This window comes from Isoptericola halotolerans (assembly GCF_045689585.1).
GTDB lineage: Bacteria > Actinomycetota > Actinomycetes > Actinomycetales > Cellulomonadaceae > Isoptericola > Isoptericola halotolerans_B.
Window position 1 is genome coordinate 1,261,474 of record NZ_CP140108.1, and the last position, 20,926, is coordinate 1,282,399.

The window sequence follows — 20,926 nt, forward strand, 5'->3', positions numbered from 1 at the left end:
AGCCCTGGCAAGAATTCAAGATTCATCTCGTTGGTCCTGGGCTACGACGTCTTCGACCCGAACGAGGTCATCCCCGAGTTCACGGCGGACGTCGGCACGAAGCGTGGCGAGAAGATCGACTACGCCATCGTCACCGACGGCGAGGTGCAGATCCTCATCGAGGCAAAGACGGTGGGTTCCCCGCTCACCCTCCATCACGCGTCGCAGCTGTTCCGATACTTCGCCACCACGAACGCGCGGATCGCGATCCTGACGAATGGTCAGCACTTCCACTTCTTCACAGCAGGACCCTGTCCCGACCTCTGAAGTGATGGATGACCGACGCACGCACACCGGCCCCGTGGAACACGACCGCGGTGCCGGTCGGGGCAGCCATGTTCCTCGTCGCGGAGGTGGCGCTCTACGCGTTCTTCGCCAACCCTCGCAGCGCGCTGTCCGTCGTCACGGTGTGGTTCCTCGTGGCGTTCGTCGTGCAGTTCTGGGGGTCGCGCTCCGACCGGATCACCGCGCTCGCCGCGCTCGTGCTGATGGCTGTCGTGGCGTACCTGCTGGTGGTCCTGGGCGGGTAGCCCACGTCGGAGGGTCTCGTCGTGCGGCGTGGCGACGCCATAGGCTCGGGACATGAACGCTGACAAGGCTTCGACCGGCTCCTCGTCCACCCTGACCCGGAGCTTCCTGACGATCGCGCTGGTCGAGGGCGCGCTCCTGGGCACGGCGGTGATCCTCCTTGCGCTGGACGTCATCCCGTTCAGCGTCTTCCTGGTGGTGATCGCCGTGTGCGTGGCGGGCACCGGTATCGCGTTCCTGCGGGTGATCCGTGGGGCGCAGCGCACCGCGTCGTCCGACGCCGGGTCGGACGCCGGCACGGGTGCGAACAGCGCGAGCCCCGACTCGACGATCGACCGGTCGAACCCGTTCACCCGCTAATAATGCGCATCATCTCGTTGACCTGAGTCGCGCGGCCTCCGGAGACTGCCGGTGCCGGGCGGGTCCCGGCGCCCGTCGGTGACGACGCCGTCGGGCTCACCGACGGAGGTCAACGTGAGACGCAGACGATCCCCCGGAGGCCGCCGACCGGCGGCGTTCGCCACCGCAGCGGTACTGACCCTCGGCGCTCTCGTGGCGCCGTCGTCCGCCGCAGCGGCCCCGGCAGCCGCAGCCGCCACGACCGAGGCCGACGACGAGCCGCCGCTGCCCGAGTTCGCGTTCTCGGGCCGGGTCATCGACAAGGACGCGATGATCTACAACCCGACGGACGAGTTCATCTTCCCGAGCATCTTCCCCGCGGGCGAGCACCTCACCGACCCGCTCGGCGAGTGGTACCTGTACTACGCCCCGCACGACGACCCGGGCGGCATCTCCCTGATGTACGCGGACTCCCTCGAGGGACCGTGGACCGAGTACGCGGCGAACCCGCTCGTCACCAACGAGTGGCCGCCGTACTACGGCCAGGTCCCGCACGTCTCGTCGCCGGACGCCGTCTGGGACGAGGTCACCGGGCAGGTGCTGCTGTACTTCCACGGGAGCAACTCCACGACCCGCTGGGCCTCGTCGGACGACGGCGTCACGTTCGACGACTCGGGGGTCGCGGTGACGAACGCCGACGGCGGCGCGGGCACCACCGAGACGTCGTACGCCCGGGTCTTCACGCACCCCGACCCGGACTCGGCGTACCGGTGGGGCATGTTCTACATGCAGAACCGCACCGACGACGTCCGCCGCATCAAGATGGCGGAGTCGGTGGACGGCAAGAGCTGGGACGTGCGGCCGGACCCCGTCGTCGTCCCGGACGCCGAGACCGGGCAGAACGTCTCCGGCGGCAACCTGTTCACCTGGCAGGGGCAGGACTACGTCACCTACCACGGCTCGTCGGGCGTCACCTATGCCCGCACGATCGACCCGGCGGTGACCGAGATCGGACCGCAGCAGGTCCTGCACCGGGCCTCCGGCGTCGGGGACGACGTCGGCCGCGTGGCCGCCCCGGAGATCGTCGCGGACGATGAGGACACGTACCTGTTCTACGAGTCCGGGGACCGGCTCGGTGCCACCATCGCGTACGCGACCAGGGTGGAGCCCACGCCGCCCGACCCGGACCCGCTGCGCGAGCAGTGCAGCGGTGCGGCGTCGGACGAGTTCGACGGCGGCGGCCTCGGCGAGCGGTGGGACGTCGTGAACCCCGACGGTGCGCGGCACGAGGTGGCCGACGGCGCGCTGACGGTCCCGACGTACCGCTCGGGCGTGGCGGGGGCGGCGTTCCCGGTGCAGACCGTCCCGGACGGACCCTGGGAGGTCACCACGGAGGTGGACGTCGACCCGACTGCCCGCTACCAGCAGGCCGGCCTGATCCTGCACACCGCGGGCGACACGTACGCGAAGGTCGACTACGGGTTCGGTTCCAACGGGCTGCGCTTCTCGTACATCTGGCGGCAGGACGGCTCCGAGCGCAACGCCTCGATCGACACACCGCCGGTCCCGGCCGGCACCGGGACGACGGTCTGGCTCCGGCTGACGAGCGACGGGACGAACGTGCTCGCCGCGGCCTCGACGGACGGGCAGGAGTTCGCGACGGTCGGCCGTCCGGTCCCGCTGGCCGAGCTCGCGCCGACGGGCGTCGGGGTCTCGGCCCTGCGTGGTGCCACGTCGGCCCCCGAGATCGAGGCGGCCTTCGACTGGTTCCGGTGGACGCCGACGCCGGAGGAGTCGGCCGCGTGCGACGCCCGCACCTGGGACGCCACCGCGGTGTACGACGACGGCGCGACGGTCGCGCACGACGGCGCCGCGTGGGAGGCGCTCTGGTGGACCCGCGGTGACGTGCCGGGGGCGAGCGTGCACGGGCCGTGGGCCGAGAAGGGTGCCACCTCGGACTGCGGCGAGGCGTGGACGGCGAGCGCCGTGCACGAGGCGGGTGACGTCGTCGTGCACGCCGGTCACCGCTGGTCCGCGGCATGGTGGACCCGGGACCAGGAGCCGGAAGCGTCGCCGTGGGGTCCGTGGCAGGACGCGGGAGAGTGCGCCCGCGGGTGAACCGTCGGCCCGGATAATGCGCCAGGAAGGGCCCTCAGCCGCAGCAGCATGCGGCTGAGGGCCCTTTCGTCGGCGCGATAATAATGCGCATAATCGCCTTGTTGCCGACTCCCCGGCCCGGGCAGACTCTCGATCACGTCACAGTCGCCGGATCGAGGAGGATCGGATGCCGAAGCGTCGCATCACCCAGGCCGACGTCGCCGCCATGGCCGGCGTCAGCCAGGCCACCGTGTCGTTCGTGCTGAACGACCGGTTGCCCGCCGGGGTCCGCCTCAGCGCGGAGACCCGCCAGCGGGTCCTCGACGCGATCCGCATCACCGGCTACTCCGCCAACCCGGTGGCCCAGCGGCTCGCGGGCGGGCGCAACCAGATCATCGGCGTCTTCACGTACGAGGCGACGTTCCCCGGCGGCGGCCGGGACTTCTACGGCCCGTTCCTCGTCGGGATCGAGCACGCCGCCGAGCAGCTCGGCATCGACATCCTGCTCTTCACCAGCGCCCGGGTGGTCGAGGGCCGACGCCGTCTCACCCGGGACGGCTGGCAGCGCCTCGGCATCGCGGACGGCTGCCTCCTGCTCGGGCAGCACGAGGACCGCAGCGAGCTGCAGCACCTGCTGGACACCAACTACCCGTTCGCCTTCATCGGCAAGCGGTCCAGCGAGGGCGGTCGGCTCCCCTACGTGGGTGCCGACTACACCGGCGCCACCCGCCGCGTGGTCGAACGGCTCGTCGCGCTCGGCCACCGCCGGATCGGCTACGTCGGGGCGATGGGCACCGACCAGCCGACCACCGACCGCTGGGAGGGCTACCGCGACGCGCTGCGCGACGCCGGCCTCGGCGCACGCCTCGTGCCGGAGGAGGAGCCGGACGAGATCGTCGCGGCGGTCGTCGAGCAGGAGCTCAGTGCCGTCGTCCTCTCCCCCGAGCGCGACCCGGAGGAGCTGCACGACGCGCTCGCCCGGCGCGGGCTCGACGTCCCCCGTGACGTCTCGGTCCTCCTGCTCGGCCAGCCCCACCACCGGCTGCGGCGCCCGCAGCAGTGGTCGGGGTACGCGATCCCCCGCGAGGAGATGGGTGCCCGGGCGCTCCTGCTCCTGTCCCGGCTCGTCGCGGGCGAGGACGTCCCCGACGACGAGCTGCACCGCCTCCTGGAGTGCTCGGAGGTCGACGGCGCCACCGTCGCGGCGCCGGCCCCGCGCGACGCGCTCCCGACCCCCGACTCCCTCGTCCCGTGACCCACCCCTCGACAGATCGGACCGCACCCGTGCCCACTACCGAGACCGACCTCACCACCGACGTCCTCGTCGTCGGCGGCGGTCTGGGCGGCGTCGCCGCAGCCCTCGCCGCCACCGAGCGCGGCGCCCGCGTCGTGCTCACCGAGGAGCACCCGTGGATCGGCGGCCAGCTCACGTCCCAGGGCGTCCCGCCGGACGAGCACCCCTGGGTGGAGGACTTCGGCGTCACTCGTCGCTACCGCGCGGTGCGCGACGGCGTCCGGGACGTGTACCGGCGCCGGTACCCGCTGACGGCGGCAGCCCGGGCCCGCGAGGACCTCAACCCCGGCGCGGGCTGGGTGTCGAAGCTGTGCCACGAGCCGCGCGTCGCCGTCGGCGTCCTCGAGGAGATGCTGCTGCCGGCTCGCGCCTCGGGCCGCCTCACGCTGCTGGAGCGCGTCCGTCCGGTCGCGGCCGACACCGACGGCGACACGGTGCGTGCCGTGACGCTGGAGTCCGTGCTCGACGGCTCGCGGACCACGGTGACCGCGGGCTACGTGCTCGACGCCACGGAGACCGGCGAGCTGCTGCCTCTGACGGGCACCGCGTACGTCACCGGGTTCGAGTCGCGGGAGGCCACCGGCGAGCCGAGCGCCCCGGCGACGGCGCAGCCGCAGAACGTGCAGGCGCTGAGCGTGTGCTTCGCCGTCGAGCACACCGACGGCGACCACACGATCGACCGCCCCGAGCGGTACGACTTCTGGAGCTCCTACCGGCCCGGCCCGTGGAACGGCGAGCGGATGCTCTCCTGGCACGCGCCCAACCCGCGCACGCTCGACATGGACGTGCGCAGCTTCACGCCGGACCCGGGCGACGACGCGGGCGCGGTCGTGGCGGACCAGTCCCGCAACCCCGGCGACGGCAACCTGTGGACGTTCCGTCGCATCCTCGCGCGCGACCAGTTCGAGCCCGGCGCGTTCGCCGGCGACGTCTGCCTGGTGAACTGGCCGGCCATCGACTACTTCCTCGAGCCGGTGCTCGACGTCCCGCGCGACGTGGAGCTCGCACGGATCGAGGACGCCCGGCAGCTCAGCCTCTCGATGCTCTACTGGATGCAGACGGAGGCCCCGCGGCCCGACGGCGGCACGGGATTCCCGGGTCTGCGCCTGCGGCCCGACGTCATGGGCACCACCGACGGGCTCGCCCAGGCGGCCTACCACCGCGAGGGCCGGCGGATCCGCGCGGTCACCACGGTGACGGAGAACGACGTCTCCTACGCCGTGCGCGGGGACCGCGGCGCCACCCGCTACGAGGACAGCGTGGGCGTGGGCATGTACCGCATCGACCTGCACCCCTCCACCGGCGGCGACACCTACATCGACGTGCCGTCCACCCCGTTCGAGATCCCGCTCGGCGCGCTGCTGCCCGAGCGCACCACCAACCTGCTGGCCGCCGCGAAGAACATCGGCACCACGCACATCACCAACGGCTGCTACCGCCTGCACCCCGTGGAATGGAACGTGGGCGAGGTCGCCGGGCACCTCGCGGCGTTCTGCACCGAGCGCGGCGTGCGCCCGCACGACGTGCACGCCAAGCCCGACCTGCTCGCCGACCTCCAGGGGGAGCTCGTCGCCGCCGGGGTCGAGATCCGCTGGGCCGACGGCGCGCACCCGTACTGACGCAGCACCCCCACCGCCCATCCAGTTCGAAGGAGCACTGATGCACACCACCCGACGCCGCGGCCTCGCCGCGGCCACCGCGACAGCGGCGATCCTGGCCCTGACGGCCTGCGGCTCGTCCGACCCGGAGACGGCCGGCGAGCCCGAGGCGCCGGGCGAGCCGGTGCCCCTGACGATGACCGTCTGGACGGCCGACGAGGCACAGCTCGCACTGTTCCAGTCCATCGCCGACGCCTACGTCGCCGAGCATCCCGACCTGGTCTCCGAGGTGACGTTCGAGGCGATCCCCTTCGACGACTACACGACGTCGCTCACCACACGCCTCGCCGGCGGCAACGCCCCCGACCTGGCCTGGATCCTCGAGAGCTACGCCCCCGAGTTCGTCGAGAGCGGCGCGCTGGTCGACGTGCGGCCGGTCCTCGAGGGCACCGAGGGGTACGCCTACGACGACCTGCTCGACAGCTCGCTGGCACTGTGGCAGCAGGACGAGGCGCTCTACGCCTACCCGTTCTCGAACAGCCCGTTCGCGATGTTCGTCAACACCGACCAGCTGGAGGCGGCCGGCCAGCCCGCGCCCACGGACCTCGTGGCCTCCGGGGAGTGGACGTACGACGCCGCCCGCGACGCCGCCGCGGCGGCCGCCGAGGATTCCGGCAAGCAGGGTCTCGTGGTGCGCGACTTCGACTACAAGGTGTGGGAGAACCTGTCGACGGTCTGGGACGGCTGGGACGCCGCCCCGTGGAGTGCCGACGGGGCCACCTGCACCTTCACGGACCCCGCCATGGTCGACGCGATGACCTGGATCCACGACTCGACGTTCGACGACGGCGCGATGCCCGGTCCGGGCACGACTGCCGACTTCTTCGCCGGCGACGCCGCGATGACGATCACGCAGATCTCGCGCGCCTCGGCGCTCGACGAGAGCTTCGCCTGGGACGTCGTGCCGCTCCCCGCCGGTCCGCAGGGCCGTCAGAACGTCATCGGTCAGGCGGGCATCGGCGTCTTCGCCCAGGGCGAGCACCCCGACGACGCCGCGGACTTCCTGGCGTGGTTCACCAACCCGGAGAACGCCGAGCAGCTGGCGACCTACTTCCCGCCGCCGCGCGAGTCGCTCCTGACGGCCGACGTCCTGGGAGCCGCGAACCCGCTCCTCAGCGAGGAGCAGCTGCAGGCGGTCGTCGTGGACGGCATCGCCGACGCCGTCACGAAGCCCGCGCACCCGAGCTTCGCGAAGCTGCAGGAGACGGTTCGTGCCGGTCTGGACCCGTTGTGGACGCCGGACGCCGACGTCGAGGCGGTGCTGGCGGACGTGTGCGCGTCGATCGACCCGATCCTGGCGGGCTCATGACCTCGACGCCGGTCGCCGCGCGGCCGCGGGTGCACACGGCGCGCACCCGCGGCTCCGCGGCGCAGCGTGACCGCATGGTGGGGTACGCCATGGTGGCCCCGCAGGTGCTGGGCACGGTCGTGTTCGTCATCGTGCCGCTGCTCACCGTCGTCTGGTACTCCCTGCACGAGTGGAACGTGCTCGCCGGCACGTTCACCTTCAGAGGTACCGAGAACTACGAGCGGATGCTCGCCGACCCCGGCCTGCACGACTCGCTGGTCGCCAGCCTCTGGTTCTCCGTGGGCCTGGTGGTCCTCAACGTGTCCCTCGCCCTGCTCCTCGCGGTGCTCCTCGACCAGAAGCTGCCGGGAACGACGACGTTCCGCACGTTCTTCTTCTCGCCGGTCGTGGTCTCGCTGGTGGCCTGGACGATCGTGTGGAGCTTCCTGCTGCAGGACGACGGCGGCATCAACGGGTTCCTCGCGATGCTCGGCGTCGACGGCCCGAACTGGCTGCGCAGCGGACCGACGGCGATGCTAGCCGTGATCGTGGTGCAGGTCTTCAAGAACGTGGGCCTCAACATGATCCTGTTCCTCGCCGCGCTGCAGAGCGTCCCGGAGGAGGTCCAGGAGGCGGCCCGCATCGACGGTGCCGGTGCGTGGCGGAGGTTCCGCTCGATCACGCTGCCGCTCATCAGCCCGACGGTGCTGCTGGTGTCGATCCTCACCGTCGTGGGGTCGCTCGAGGTGTTCGCCCAGATCGACGTGCTCACCGGCGGCGGGCCCGGCACCTCGACCACGGTGCTCGTCTACTACCTGTACCAGCAGGCCTTCCAGTTCAACGAGTTCGGTTATGCGAGCGCGGTCTCCGTGCTCCTGTTCGTCATCGTCCTGGTGCTGACCCTGATCCAGTGGCGCACGCGGAAGAGGTGGGTCCACGATGAGGTCTGACGTCACGTCCGCCCCGGTCGCCGGCCCGGCGACCGACGACCCCCCGGACGGCGGGGGGCTGCCGCGACGCGGTGGCCTGCCGGCCGTGGGCGACCTGCCGGTCGCGCGCCGCCGTCGGCCGCGTCTGGCCCGGGGCCTGCTCGTCGCACTGCTGGTGGTGCTGAGCGTCCCGTTCGTCTTCCCCACCTGGTGGATGGCGACGTCGAGCCTGAAGCCGATGAGCGAGATCCTGCGCGTCCCGCCCACGCTGTGGCCGCAGGACGTGTCCTGGGGCGCGTACGGCGACGTGTTCGCGCTGCAGCCGTTCGCGCAGCAGTACTGGAACAGCCTGTACATCGCGGCGCTGGTGACCGCCGGGACGATCCTGGTGGCGTCGCTGGCCGGCTACGCGTTCGCCCGGATCTCGTTCCCGGGCGCCAACGCGCTCTTCGTCCTGGTGCTGGCGGGGATGCTGGTGCCGGCCGAGGTGACGATCGTGCCGCTGTTCCGCATGGTCAACTCCCTCGGGCTGATCGACACGCACTGGCCGCTGATCGTGGTGCCGATCTTCGGGGCGCCGAGCGTGCTGGCCACGTTCATCATGCGGCAGTTCTTCCTCGGGCTGCCGCGCGAGCTCGAGGAGGCCGGTCGCATGGACGGGCTGGGCCGGTGGGGCATCTTCTGGCGGATCGCGTTCCCCCTGGCCCGGCCGGCGGTGGCCGCCGTGGCGATCTTCACCTTCCTCAAGTCCTGGAACCTCTACCTCGAACCGATCGTGTACCTGTCGAGCCGGGAGAACTTCACCCTGCCGCAGGCGCTGACGCAGTACGTGGACGCGTACGGCGGGCCGATGTGGAACGTCCAGCTCGCCGCGACGACGCTCACGGTGATCCCGGTGCTGGCGGTGTTCCTCGTCGCGCAGCGCCAGTTCGTGCAGGGGCTGGCGCACTCGGGGCTCAAGGGGTGACAGGTGTCACACCGTTGCCGAATCGTTGCCCCCCAGAGGACTTCATCCTGTCGTGAAGCGCTTTCCGTCCGGTAGGTTGCGCTGCGACACGCGACGACGCGGGAGGTTTCATGATCAGCCGACGACGGTGGGCGATGACGACGGCGGGCTGCACGGCGCTGCTGCTTGCGGGCTGCGCGGGTGCCGACGATGCCGGAGCGGGAGGCGAGGCGTCCCCGAGCGCCGCGGCCGACACCGCACCGGCAGCGGAGAGCAGCTGCGGTGACGGCGTGGCCCTCACGGCCGAGGGGTCGGTCGACTCCGAGGACATCTACACGGCGGTGGCGGTCGTCCGCGTCGCCGCCGACGGCTCCACGACGATGCGCGACGAGTGGGGCCGCGGGGAGGCCGCCGGCGCGGTCGCGGCGTCCGGTGCGACGGACAACCAGCAGGCGATGGTGCGCGACGCCGTCGAGGGCGGGCTCCTCGACGTGGCCGAGGCACCGCAGGTCGACGAGTCCGAGGAGCTTCTGGCGGACGTCGAGAAGGGCACGTACGTGCTCTACGCCTTCGCCGAACGGACGACCGAGAACGTCACGCTCACCTGTGGCGACGGCAGCGACGCGGTCGACGCGGCCGTCACCTCGTTCGACGAGGTCGAGGTCGGTGCGGCGGACTGCGCCTCCTCGCCCGACCCCGTCACCGAGTACGTCGCGGCCGACGCCATCGACTACTGCGACCGGGCGTAGAAGAACCCGCGGGGTGGAGTGGTCTCCCGCCGTGCTGGACGATGGCACGGCACCCGCGGGTCCCGGTGGTCACGGGTCTCAGCCCGTGACCACCTCGCTGGTCCGAAGAGTCTTCACTTCTCGGATCACCTCCTTTCGACGTACCCCGACGCTATGCCCGACGGCGGGACGTGCCAAGGGAATTTCGGGGCCGGTCTCAACCCGGCCCGGCCTGGTCGCCCCGCAGGAGGTGCTGCCACTCGCGCGGGTAGTCGTCGATCCACTGGTCGAAGGAGCGCGCCGGGCGCCCGACCAACCGGGAGACGTCGTGCGACACGTGCGCGAGCTCACCCGCCGCGATGGCCGTGTACGACGAGACCCAGCCGGTGAGCTCGACGTCCGAGGCGCCGAGCCCGGCCCGGGACGCGAACGCCTCCTCGACGGACTCGGGGTGATAGGTGATCTGCCGCCCGGTCGCCAGGGTGAGCAGCGCCGCCACCTCCGTCAGGCTCAGCGCGATCGGCCCCGTCACGTCGTACGTGACGCCGTCGTGCCGGCGCGGGTCCTCGTCGAGCAGGACGGCGGTCGCGACGTCCGCGACGTCGTCGTGCGCCACCGAGGCCACGCGTCCGTCACCCGCCGGGCCCCGGATGACGTCGTCGTCGCCCACGAAGCTCGCGAGCGCCTGGTGGTACAGGTTGTCGCGCAGCACCGTCCACCGCAGCCCGCTGCGGCGTAGGTGCTCCTCCGTCGCCCAGTGGTCCCGCGCGAACGTGAACGTGGCGTCCGGTGCGGCGCCGACGAACGAGATGTACACCAGCCGTTCGACGCCGGCGGCGACGGCAGCGTCGATGGTCGCGGTGTGCAGGGCCACCCGGGCGGCGGACTCGCGGGCGCTGACGAGGAACACGGTCCGTACGCCGTCGAACGCCGCGCGCATCCCGGCGGCGTCCTCGTAGCCGTCGGCCGTCGCGACCTCGCACTCCGGCAGCAGGCGGCCGTCACCGAGCCGCGGCACGCGAGAGCGGTCGCGGAGCACCAGTCGCTGGTGCGCACCCTCGGCCGCCAGCCGGAACGCGAGGCGAGAGCCCAGCCGCCCGGAGGCGCCGGTCACCGCGATCAGACCGTCTGCAGACCATCTCATGCAGCAACGCTACGTGTGTGCCCGCCGGGCCGCGCGGTCTGGTGGGCGAGCCACGACGGCGAATCGCGCCGGCGAGTCTGCGAGCATGTGGCGGTGAGCTCCGAGACCTTGCGCGTGATGACCGTCTGCACCGGCAACATCTGCCGCTCCCCCATGGCCCAGGTCGTGCTGCGCGACCGGCTCGCGGCCGCGGGCCTCGACGAGGTCGTGGTCGACTCGACCGGCGTCAGCGACGAGGAGGACGGCAACCCCGTCGACCCCCGGGCGCGCCGGGTCCTCGCGGCGCACGGCTATCCGACGGGCGACGGTCACCGCGCCCGTCAGGTGCGTGCGGACCAGCTCGCCGAGCGGGACCTGGTGCTGGCCATGACCGCTCGGCACGCCCAGGCGCTGCGGGTGCTCGCAGACGGTACAGATGTCGACATCCGGATGTACAGGTCCTTCGACCCCACCGCTCCCACCGTCCCCGCGGGCGGCGACGAGTCCGTGCTCGACGTCGACGACCCCTGGTACGGCGACCAGGACGGCTTCGAGGTCTGCCTCGCCGAGATCGAGGCGGCGGCCGACGGCGTCGTCGAGCACGTCCGCGCCGCCAGCCGCGCCCGCTAGCCGCGGCCGGCGCGTCCGGGGAGCCAGCGCCGCCAGCCGCGTCGCTCCGGTGCCGGCTCCGGGGCAGGGCGAGGGCGCACGTAGGCGCGGAACCAGCGCTCCGTCTCGAACCAGACGACGTCCCGCACCTCGGGAGCCGACAGCGTCACGTCGTGCAGCGCCCCCTCGACGCGGGCGAGCGTGGTGACGCGGCCGAGCTGCGGCACCCGGGCGGCGATGCCGACCACGTCGAGCACCGTGTCCGTGCGCATCATGTCCTCGCTCCAGCGCACCGGTGGCGTCGAGCGGGCCGAGAGCAGCACGAGGATCGGCACGTCGATCGACAGGCCGCGCGCGACCCGGTCGTGCCCGGAGAAGATCGCCGCCAGCCAGGCCGGCGTGGCGCGCCACCCCGCGTCGGGCCGCCACGCGCTGTCGATCTGCCACGCGCCGTCGTGCCGCGCCGAGATGGATCGCGCGTAGAACCCGAGGTCGAGGTTCACCAGCTGGCTGCGCGGGGCGATCGCGGCCTGGGCCCGGATGCTCGGCTCGAGCACGAGCCGACCGACCTTGCGCGTCTGGAACTCGAGCCACGGGCTGTTCAGGACGAGCGCGTCGGTGCGACCCGGCCGGTGGTGCGCCCACAGGCAGAGGACGAGCCCGCCGGTGGAGTGGCCCATGAGGACCAGCCGGCGATCCGTGCTCCGCCGCGGTCCGTGCCCCATCTCGGCCAGGGCCGCCTCGATGTCCTCGTCGTAGGTGCGCAGGCTGGTGACGAACCCGGGGGTGTGGTGGGGCCGCAGGCTCCGACCGTACTTGCGCAGGTCGAGCGCGTGGAACCGGACGCCGAGGCCCTCCCAGAAGTCGGCGAGGTGCGTCTGGAAGAAGTAGTCCGTCCAGCCGTGGACGTACAGCACGTCCACGCCCGCGTCGTCCGGCAGCGGGGCGCCGCGGCGCCGTCGGACCAGCGTCGTCACGACCTCGCCCTCGAAGTCCGGGTCCAGGGCGAGGGAGCGCTGCTCGAAGCCGTCCAGGACGTCGGGCACCCAGCCCTCGACCGGGGCAGGCCCGGTCGGCGTCGGCCCGGTCGGCGTCGGCCCGGCGGGCGTCGGCCCGGGTGGGGGAACGGCAGGGTGCATGCCGGAAACGTAGGCCGCGCGCCGACGCGGCGCGACCGGGCGGACCCGCCTCACACCGCGACGAAGAGGTCCGGGGTGGGGAGGAACGTCACCGGCAGCCCTGGCGCGACGGCACGCAGCCGGTCGGCGAAGAGGCGCATCCCGGCCTGCTCGCTGGGCAGGTGCCCGGCCACGACGAGCCCCGTGCCGTCGAGCCGCGCGAGGTCCGCGGCGTAGGCACCGGTCTCCCACTCGTGCGCCTCGCCCACCACGACGGCGTCCACCTCCGCCGCCCGCAGCAGCGCACGGTTGCGGGCGAACCCGCGGAAGCCCAGGTCGAGCCCGACCCGCCGGACCGTGCGGTGCGGGTCGCCCAGGTACCGCGCCTGCGTCGAACCGAGCGCCGCGGCCACGTGCCCGGCGAGCGCGGACACCGTCGTCGGGTCGACGTCGCAGCACGCCAGCCCGCGGGACGCGGCCTCGGCGTCCAGCGTCCAGCCGAGCGCGCGGGCGGTGCCCTCGTCGATGCCGTCGGGACGGCGGTCGTGCCAGGCGTCGTGCACGCGCCACACGACCAGGCCGTGCTCGGCGAGCAGCGCGGCCTTCGCGGCGTGCACGGGGTCCTCCTCGCGCACCAGCTCCGGCGTCGCGGCGCCCTGGTGGTCGTAGAAGAGCGGTTCGTGCGTCACGACGACGTTCGCGCCGGCCGCCACGGCACGGTCGAGGACGTCGAGCGTCGCGAGGGTCGTCACGGCGATGCCGCGCACGACGGCGGACGGGTCGCCCGCGTCGAGGCCGTCCACCGTCGTCGGGCGGGCCCGCAGGCCGAGGGTCGACTCCGTGCGGGCCATGAGGTCGGCGACGGTGCAGGTCATGGGGGCGAGGCTACAGACGGCGCTGACGCCAGCGGGAGACCTCCCGCTCGACGTCGCGCGTGGGCGTCACGACCGGCGGGCCGCCGGTGAGCTGCCGGCGTGCGTCGATCACCCGCGCGTTGAAGTCCGCGACGATCTCGCGGACGCGTTGCTCGTCGTGCTCGCGGTCCAGCGTCTCGTCCATGGCCGAGTGCTCCGCGCGGAGCTGCGCCGCGGGCAGGACGCCGGTGATCTGCTCGCGTTCGACCATGTTCTTCAGCCACCAGTCGGGGTCCTGCGTCCCGCCGATGCCGGGCAGCGGCTTGCCCTGCAGCGGCAGGTCGTCGAACTCGCCACGGCGGATCGCCTGGTCGACGACCGTGTCCACCCACAGGGCTCGGTCGTCCATCCGGCGTCGGGGCTGCGCCTCGTCGGCAGCGTCCCGATCGGTCGACGCATCGCCGGTCTGCGCCGCACCGGTCCCCGACTCATCGGTCCCCAGGTTCTGGTCGCGGGCGACCTCGCGGTCGATGCGGTACTGCGCGGCCCGGCGCGCGGGATCCTGCTCGGTCGGGCGAGTGCCGGCGTCCGGGCGCTCATGGAAGTGGGCATCCATGGGACTCACGCTACCGAATGCACCGTTGGCGGGCAGGACGTGCCCCGCACCGGCGGTCACCGTGCCCGTCCCACCGAGAACCTCCAGCACCGACGTCGTCAGGCGAGGTGCGAGCTGCGCGTGAGGTCGGCGACGGGTTCGTCCGCGGTGAACCCGGCGGCGAGGTAGGTGGCGAGGGCGCCGGTGTTGGAGTTCTCGGCGACGACGGCTGCGGCAGAGGCGCCGTGCTGCTGCAGGACGCGCGCACCGGCGAGGGTGACGGCCGTGCCGTAGCCGTGGCCGTGATGGTCGCGGTGCACTCCCATCGGTTCGACGAGGCCGGGACGCCCCCCGCCGGCGGTCCAGACGGTGGTGACCGCTACGGGTCGGTCCGTGGCGTCGTAGCCGACGAGGTGGTGGGCGAGGTGCGCGAACGGGGCCGTGGCCATCGTGGTCCACCGGCGGACGAGCGCCCGGCTCTCCCCGGCGCTCGGCGTCGTCCTCCGGAACGCGGACCGGTGCACCGCCGTCCATTCCGCTGCCGCGTCGGGGCCGACCTCCTCGACCCGCAGCACCGCGTCGCGGGGACCGGTGCGGACAGGGGTGCGCAGGTCGAGCCGGAGCGGCGTCCAGGGTTCGTCCTCGTCCCACCCCTGGGCGCGGAGACGCGCCCGCAACGCGAGCGCGCCGCGGGCCTCGACGGTCACCGTCCCGGAGGGAAGGACGCGACCGGTCGTCAGGTCGCGGCCGACCTCTCGGACGGTGACCGTCGAGTGCCACCCGAGGTCCCCGGGATGCAGGAACCCCGGCCGGCCGGCGGTCTGCCACCCGCTCAGCGTCGTGGTGATCTCGTCGAGCCGGGTGACGGCCGGCGTCGTGAGCGTGGTCGTCACGGCATCATGGTCCCCATGAAGGTCTCGCGCCGCAGCCACGTCCCGCCCTTCGCCGTCATGGAGGTGCTCGCGGCGGCCAACGCGCGCCGGGCCGCCGGCCACGACGTGCTCAACCTGTGTGCCGGCGAGCCGTCCGCGGGCGCCGCCGAGGTGGTGCGCGAACGGGCGGCGGACCTGCTGCGCCGGGCGGACCTCGGGTACACCGAGGCCCGCGGGGTCCCGGCGTTGCGCGCCGAGATCGCCGGGCACTACGCGCGCTGGTACGACGTCGAGGTGGACCCCGCCCGGATCGCCGTGACGACCGGGTCGAGCGGCGGGTTCGTGCTCGCGTTCCTCGCGGCGTTCGACGTCGGCGACCGCGTCGCGCTGGCCCGCCCCGGCTACCCGGCCTACAAGAACATCCTCGCCGCGCTCGGCTGCGAGGTGGTCGAGCTCGACTGCGGGCCGGAGACCCGCTACCAGCCCACCGTCTCGCAGCTCATGGAGGCGTACTACGGGGGTGGGCTCGACGGCGTGATGGTGGCCTCCCCGGCGAACCCGACCGGGACGATGATCGCCCCGGCCGAGCTCGACGCCGTCGCGCGCTGGTGCGACGAGCACGAGGTGCGGTTGATCAGTGACGAGATCTACCACGGCATCGCGTACAGCCAGGACGTCCAGCAGGCGACCGCGGCCGTGCACACCGACCGGGGCGCCGTCGTCGTCAACTCCTTCTCGAAGTACTGGGCGATGACGGGGTGGCGGCTCGGGTGGCTGGTGCTGCCCGACGAGCTGGTCGGGCCGGTCGACGCCCTGGCCGGGAACGTCGCCCTCTCTCCCCCGGCCCTGGCGCAGCACGCGGGGATCGCGGCGTTCTCGGCCGCGGGCTACGCGGCCGCGGCCGAGAACGTCGAGCGCTACGCGACGTCTCGCACCGCGCTGCTCGACCGGGTGGACGAGCTCGGGTGGCGGCCGGTGGCCCCGGCCGACGGCGCCTTCTACCTGTACGGGAACGTGTCCCGGTTCGGCCTGGACTCGGTGACGTACTGCTCGCGCCTGCTGGCCGAGGCCGACGTCGCGATCACGCCGGGGACGGACTTCGACGGCGAGCGGGGCCGCGACTGGGTGCGGTTGTCCTTCGCCGCGGCCCCGGACGTCGTGACGCGCGCCGTCGACCGGATCGTGGCCTGGCAGGCGACCCTCTGAGCGGGCGGAGGGTCAGCGGACGGCGAGCGGCGTGCGCACCGTGAGGTGGTCGACGGGCTCCGCCGGCTCGGTGTACGCCTGCTCCTCGTACTGGGCCCGTCGGCGGGTGTCGCGGCGGGCGCGGACGATCATGAGGACGGCCTGCGCCCCGATGACCATCCAGGCGACGTTCGCGGCGACCGACGGCCACACGCCGTGGACGGCGGCGACGAGGAACAGCATCGAGGTCGCGCAGAGGTTGGCGGCCTGGAACTGGATGGAGTTGGGTGCCCAGCGACCTCGGGACACCTGGAAGTAGGCGACGAGGCCGACGATGGCGCCGACCCAACCGAGAGCGGTGACCACGGACAACAGGTACGGCAACATACGAGCCTCCTCACGGGGGTTTCGGGTGGGATGGCGCCGGCCTCGGACCAGTGACTCTGACGGGCGCCGGGGTCAATGCTGCGACACGAAACACGTTCAGCACAATTGAATCTTTCTGCAGATGGCGCTTAGCATCGCTACATGGCCACCGACCCACGAAGGCTTGCCTTCCTCCTTGCCGTGCACCGCGCCGGCGGCGTCCTCGCCGCGGCAGATCTTTTGCATGTGACGCCCTCTGCCGTGTCCCAGCAAATCGCTCGTCTGGAGGCCGAGGAGGGCTTCCCGGTGCTGGACAGAGGGCCGCGCGGCGTCACCCTGACACCCGCGGGCCGAGTGCTCGCCGACGTCGCCGAACGCATCGAGGCCGAGCTCCTGGAGGCCCGCCAGGAGATCGCGAACCTCGGCGAGGGCGTCACCGGGACGGTGAAGGTCGGCGCCTTCCAGTCGGCGATCCGCGCGGTCGTCGCTCCCCTGCTCGGGCCGCTCGCCGAGGAGCACCCCGGGGTCACGATCGACGTCCGCGAGCACGAACCGGCCGAGTCCGTGCGGATGCTGCGCGCCGGCGACCTCGACGTCGTCCTGCTCGAGCACGACGGCGACGTCGACGCCCCCGCACCTCGTGGCGCCCACGACGTCCCGCTGCTCGACGAGCCCTGGCGGCTCGTGGTGCCCGTGTCCCTGCCGACCCCCGAACGGCTCGACGACCTGCGGGACATGCCCTGGGTCGGGGCCCTCGGCGGGACGGCCGCCGACCGCGCCCTGCGCCGGCTCGGGCGCACGCTGGGCACCACCATCGAGGCCCGCCACGCCTACTTCGACTTCGACACCGCGCTGGCGCTCGTCGCTTCGGGCCAGGGCATCGCCATGCTCCCGGCGCTCGCCGTCGAGAGCGGCGAGGTGCCCGACGGCGTCGACGTCGTGGCGATGCCCGGTCTCGGTTCACGCCGGGTCATCGTGCGGCACCGGGCCACCCGGCACGAGCCGGGCCCGGCCGTGCGGGCCGTCGTCGACGCGATGGTCGACGTCGCGCGCCAGCTCGAGCTGGCCTGAGCCCCGCCGAGGTAGCGCTCGTCGGGCCGAGGTAGCGCTCGTCGGGCCGAGGTAGCGCCAGACTGCGCTACCTCGCGCTGGGGAGCGCTACCTCGGCGGTAGACTGCGCGGACAACCGAACAGCCGCTCGAACCGCGACGGGAGAGCTCGGCCCCGGCCGGCGCCGAAGGAGCAAACCCTCCCCGGGAATCTCTCAGGCCCCTGTACCGTCGCGGCGAGGCAACTCTGAAAAGTGGTCGGACGCCCCGCGGGCGGACGGCCCACCGACGGTGCAAGTCGGCGCGCCCCGTACAGGCGGACCGGCAAAACTCTCAGGTCCCATGACAGAGCGGGGAGGGTCCTCGTCCACCGACCCTCGGAGCGCTCCTCGTGACCCACTCCCCCTTCGACCCGGACGTCTTCGCCGACCGGCACATCGGCCCGCGCGGGACCGAGACGACGGCGATGCTCGACCAGCTCGGGTACGCCGACCTCGACGCCCTGGTCGACGCCGCGGTCCCCGCGTCGATCCGCGAGCGGGAGCCGCTCGACCTGCCGCCCGCCCGCAGCGAGGCGGAGGTGCTGGACCACCTGCGCGCGGTCGCCGCGAAGAACCAGGTCAAGCGCCAGATGATCGGCCTCGGGTACTACCCGACCATCACTCCCCCGGTCATCCGTCGCAACGTGCTTGAGTCGCCCGCCTGGTACACCGCGTACACGCCGTACCAGCCGGAGATCTCCCAGGGCCGCCTGGAGGCGCTGCTCAACTTCCAGCAGGTCGTCGAGGACCTCACCGGTCTCGAGATCGCGGGTGCCTCCCTGCTGGACGAGGCGACCGCCGTCGCCGAGGCCGTGGCCCTCATGTGGCGGGCGTCGCGCGCCAAGCAGGGGTACGTGGTGCTGGACGCCGAGCTGTTCGGCCAGTCGCTCGCGGTGACGCAGGGCCGCGCCGAGGCGGTCGGCCTGCCCGTCGTCGTCGTCGCGCTCGACGACGGCCTGGAGGCGGGTCTCGCCGCGTTCGAGGCAGCCGGCGGCGTCCTGCCGACGGGCGACCTCGTCGGCGTGGTGGTGCAGCAGACGGGAGCCTCGGGCCGGGTGCTCGACGCGCGGGGGGTCGTCGCGGAGGCCAAGGACCGCGGTGCGCTGGTCACGATGGCCACCGACCCGCTGGCGCTGACGATGCTGGTCTCCCCCGGCGAGCTCGGTGCCGACATCGCCGTGGGGTCGGCGCAGCGGTTCGGGGTGCCCCTGTTCTACGGCGGGCCGCACGCGGCGTACATGGCGGTGCGCAAGGGGCTGGAGCGCCAGCTGCCGGGGCGGCTCGTCGGCGTCTCCGTCGACGCGGACGGCGCGGTGGGCTACCGGCTCGCCCTGGCGACGCGGGAGCAGCACATCCGCCGCGAGCGGGCGACGTCGAACATCTGCACGGCGCAGGCCCTGCTGGCCATCGTGGCGTCGATGTACGCCGTCTACCACGGCCCCGGGGGCCTGCGCGCGATCGGCGAGCGGGTGCACGGCCGGGCCGTGGCGCTCGCCGGTGGTCTGCGCGCCGCGGGCGCCCCGGTGGTCCACGAAGCGTTCTTCGACACCGTGCGCGTCGCGGTACCGGGGCGCGCGGAGGCGGTCGGTGCGGCGGCGGCCGAGGAGGGCTACAATCTGTACGTCGCGGACCCGGATCATGTACAGATCGCTTGCGACGAGACCACGACCGAGGCGGACGTCGCCGCCCTGCTGCAACTGCTCGACGCGGCACCGGCCGACGCGGCCGAGGAGATCGGCCTCGGCGACGCGCTCCTGCGCGGCACGGACTACCTGCAGCACCCCGTGTTCCACCAGCACCGGTCGGAGACGGCGATGCTGCGCTACCTGCGCGCCCTGAGCGACAAGGACCTGGCGCTGGACCGCACCATGATCCCGCTGGGCTCGTGCACCATGAAGCTCAACGCGACCGCGGAGATGGAGCCCATCAGCTGGCCGGGCTTCGCGGACCTGCACCCCTACGTACCCGTCGACCAGGCGCAGGGCTACGTGGAGCTGGTCGGGACCCTCGAGGCGCAGCTCGCCGAGATCACCGGGTACGCCGCGGTGTCGGTCCAGCCCAACGCCGGCTCGCAGGGTGAGCTCGCCGGCCTGCTCGCCATCCGGGCGTACCACGCCTCGCGGGGACAGGAGTCGCGCGACCTGGTGCTCATCCCCGCCTCGGCCCACGGCACCAACGCCGCCTCCGCCGCGCTGGCCGGGCTGCGGGTCGTGGTCGTGGCCACCGCGGACGACGGCGAGATCCAGCTCGACGACCTGCACGCGAAGCTCGCGCAGCACGGCGAGCAGGTGGCGGGGATCATGATCACCTACCCGTCCACGCACGGCGTGTACGAGGAGCACGTCCGCGAGGTGTGCGCCGCCGTACATGATGCGGGCGGTCAGGTGTACATCGATGGGGCGAACCTCAACGCGCTCGTCGGTCTGGCCCGGCCGGGCCGGTTCGGCGGCGACGTCTCGCACCTCAACCTGCACAAGACGTTCTGCATCCCGCACGGCGGTGGTGGTCCCGGCGTCGGACCGGTGGCCGTCGCGGAGCACCTGGCGCCGTTCCTGCCGGGCGACCCCACGCCGTCGGGCACGGGCAACGCGAGCGGGCCCGGGGGAGTGCCGCCCGTCTCGGCGGCCCCGCACGGCTCGGCCGGCATCCTGCCGATCTCCTACGCCTATCTCGCGCTCATGGGCCCCGACGGGCTCACGGCGGCCACGCAGAACGCCGTGCTCACCGCGAACTACGTCGCCTCCCGGCTCGCCGGCCACTACCCGGTGCTCTACACCGGCGCGCACGGCCTGGTGGCCCACGAGTGCATCCTCGACCTGCGTCAGATCACCTCGGAGACCGGCGTCACCGTCGACGACGTGGCCAAGCGCCTCGTCGACTTCGGCTTCCACGCCCCCACGATGGCGTTCCCGGTCCCGGGGACCCTCATGGTGGAGCCCACCGAGTCCGAGGACGTCGCCGAGCTCGACCGGTTCGTGGAGGCGATGGTCGCCATCCGGGGCGAGATCGACGCCGTCGCCGCGGGACGCTGGGCGGTCGAGGACTCCCCGCTGCGGCACGCCCCCCACACCGCGGCGTCGCTGCTCGGCGGCGACTGGGACCGCCCCTACGGCCGCGAGCAGGGCGCCTATCCCGTGGCGAGCCTGCGCCGCGCGAAGTACTGGCCCCCGGTGCGCCGGATCGACCAGGCCCACGGCGACCGCAACCTGCAGTGCTCCTGCCCGCCGATCGACGCCTACGCCGAGACTCTCGGTGAGAGCTGAGGACC

The 20,926-nt window shown here is 72.9% G+C and carries 19 protein-coding genes, 1 pseudogene and 1 riboswitch; of the genes and pseudogenes, 14 read left to right on the top strand and 6 right to left on the bottom strand.

From position 1 onward, the window contains the following. Positions 1-21: 21 nt before the first annotated feature. The 10 genes and pseudogenes from UQW22_RS05940 to UQW22_RS05985 all read left to right on the top strand — a co-directional run. Positions 22-300, top strand: a pseudogene (locus UQW22_RS05940) (type I restriction enzyme HsdR N-terminal domain-containing protein); the annotation flags it as partial. A 14-nt stretch (positions 301-314) separates the two neighbouring features. Further along, positions 315-569, top strand: a complete 255-nt coding sequence (locus tag UQW22_RS05945; protein ID WP_407319984.1) for a hypothetical protein — start codon at positions 315-317, stop codon at positions 567-569. A gap of 52 nt (positions 570-621) precedes the next feature. Beyond that, entirely contained in the window at positions 622-927 is a 306-nt protein-coding gene (locus UQW22_RS05950; RefSeq protein WP_407319985.1) for a hypothetical protein, read from the top strand. 114 nt (positions 928-1,041) lie between these two features. After that, entirely contained in the window at positions 1,042-3,024 is a 1,983-nt protein-coding gene (locus UQW22_RS05955) for a DUF1349 domain-containing protein (RefSeq protein WP_407319986.1), read from the top strand. Between the two features lie 166 nt (positions 3,025-3,190). Beyond that, positions 3,191-4,258: a LacI family DNA-binding transcriptional regulator gene (locus tag UQW22_RS05960; RefSeq protein ID WP_407319987.1), complete on the top strand. Its 1,068-nt coding sequence runs from the start codon at positions 3,191-3,193 to the stop codon at positions 4,256-4,258. 29 nt (positions 4,259-4,287) lie between these two features. Next, the gene (locus UQW22_RS05965) at positions 4,288-5,916 is read left to right on the top strand and encodes an FAD-dependent oxidoreductase (protein ID WP_407319988.1); all 1,629 of its coding nucleotides are present in this window, start codon (positions 4,288-4,290) and stop codon (positions 5,914-5,916) included. 40 nt (positions 5,917-5,956) lie between these two features. Beyond that, a complete protein-coding gene (locus tag UQW22_RS05970; RefSeq protein ID WP_407319989.1) occupies positions 5,957-7,264 on the top strand; it encodes an ABC transporter substrate-binding protein in 1,308 nt (435 codons plus the stop codon). Then, positions 7,261-8,193: a carbohydrate ABC transporter permease gene (locus tag UQW22_RS05975; protein ID WP_407319990.1), complete on the top strand. Its 933-nt coding sequence runs from the start codon at positions 7,261-7,263 to the stop codon at positions 8,191-8,193. The genes UQW22_RS05970 and UQW22_RS05975 overlap by 4 nt, the downstream gene beginning before the upstream one ends. Next, positions 8,183-9,139, top strand: coding sequence for a carbohydrate ABC transporter permease (locus UQW22_RS05980; RefSeq protein ID WP_407319991.1), 957 nt, complete (start codon positions 8,183-8,185; stop codon positions 9,137-9,139). The genes UQW22_RS05975 and UQW22_RS05980 overlap by 11 nt, the downstream gene beginning before the upstream one ends. A gap of 110 nt (positions 9,140-9,249) precedes the next feature. Beyond that, positions 9,250-9,867, top strand: a complete 618-nt coding sequence (locus UQW22_RS05985) for a hypothetical protein (protein WP_407319992.1) — start codon at positions 9,250-9,252, stop codon at positions 9,865-9,867. A gap of 196 nt (positions 9,868-10,063) precedes the next feature. Here UQW22_RS05985 and UQW22_RS05990 read toward each other — a convergent pair whose 3' ends face one another. After that, entirely contained in the window at positions 10,064-10,990 is a 927-nt protein-coding gene (locus tag UQW22_RS05990; RefSeq protein ID WP_407319993.1) for an SDR family oxidoreductase, read from the bottom strand. A gap of 117 nt (positions 10,991-11,107) precedes the next feature. Here UQW22_RS05990 and UQW22_RS05995 point away from each other — a divergent pair, with 117 nt between their 5' ends. Beyond that, complete coding sequence (locus UQW22_RS05995) at positions 11,108-11,599, top strand: low molecular weight protein-tyrosine-phosphatase (protein WP_407320732.1); 492 nt, start codon at positions 11,108-11,110, stop codon at positions 11,597-11,599. Here UQW22_RS05995 and UQW22_RS06000 read toward each other — a convergent pair. The 4 genes from UQW22_RS06000 to UQW22_RS06015 form a co-directional block, all read right to left on the bottom strand. Continuing rightward, positions 11,596-12,717 carry an alpha/beta hydrolase gene (locus UQW22_RS06000; RefSeq protein WP_407319994.1) on the bottom strand — a complete coding sequence of 374 codons (1,122 nt, stop codon included), beginning with the start codon at positions 12,715-12,717 and terminating at the stop codon, positions 11,596-11,598. The two genes, UQW22_RS05995 and UQW22_RS06000, sit on opposite strands and share 4 nt — an antisense overlap. Before the next feature lie 50 nt (positions 12,718-12,767). Further along, positions 12,768-13,571, bottom strand: a complete 804-nt coding sequence (locus UQW22_RS06005; protein WP_407319995.1) for a Nif3-like dinuclear metal center hexameric protein — start codon at positions 13,569-13,571, stop codon at positions 12,768-12,770. A 10-nt stretch (positions 13,572-13,581) separates the two neighbouring features. Next, on the bottom strand, positions 13,582-14,166 hold the full coding sequence (locus UQW22_RS06010; protein WP_407319996.1) for a DnaJ family domain-containing protein: 585 nt from the start codon (positions 14,164-14,166) through the stop codon (positions 13,582-13,584). Between the two features lie 98 nt (positions 14,167-14,264). Next, positions 14,265-15,038, bottom strand: a complete 774-nt coding sequence (locus tag UQW22_RS06015) for a GNAT family N-acetyltransferase (RefSeq protein ID WP_407319997.1) — start codon at positions 15,036-15,038, stop codon at positions 14,265-14,267. 15 nt (positions 15,039-15,053) lie between these two features. Between UQW22_RS06015 and UQW22_RS06020 the strand changes: the two genes are divergently transcribed. Continuing rightward, the gene (locus UQW22_RS06020; protein WP_407319998.1) at positions 15,054-16,223 is read left to right on the top strand and encodes a pyridoxal phosphate-dependent aminotransferase; all 1,170 of its coding nucleotides are present in this window, start codon (positions 15,054-15,056) and stop codon (positions 16,221-16,223) included. Between the two features lie 12 nt (positions 16,224-16,235). On the opposite strand, the gene UQW22_RS06025 is transcribed toward UQW22_RS06020, so the two are convergent. Then, positions 16,236-16,589, bottom strand: a complete 354-nt coding sequence (locus UQW22_RS06025; RefSeq protein WP_407319999.1) for a hypothetical protein — start codon at positions 16,587-16,589, stop codon at positions 16,236-16,238. Between the two features lie 141 nt (positions 16,590-16,730). On the opposite strand from UQW22_RS06025, the gene UQW22_RS06030 reads away from it, so the two are divergent. Then, positions 16,731-17,639 (top strand): LysR family transcriptional regulator, encoded by a 909-nt coding sequence (locus UQW22_RS06030; protein ID WP_407320000.1) that lies wholly within the window; start codon positions 16,731-16,733, stop codon positions 17,637-17,639. 128 nt (positions 17,640-17,767) lie between these two features. Next, a riboswitch (glycine riboswitch) is annotated at positions 17,768-17,858 on the top strand. Between the two features lie 150 nt (positions 17,859-18,008). Continuing rightward, positions 18,009-20,921 (top strand): aminomethyl-transferring glycine dehydrogenase, encoded by a 2,913-nt coding sequence (gene gcvP / locus UQW22_RS06035; protein WP_407320001.1) that lies wholly within the window; start codon positions 18,009-18,011, stop codon positions 20,919-20,921. Positions 20,922-20,926: the final 5 nt, after the last annotated feature.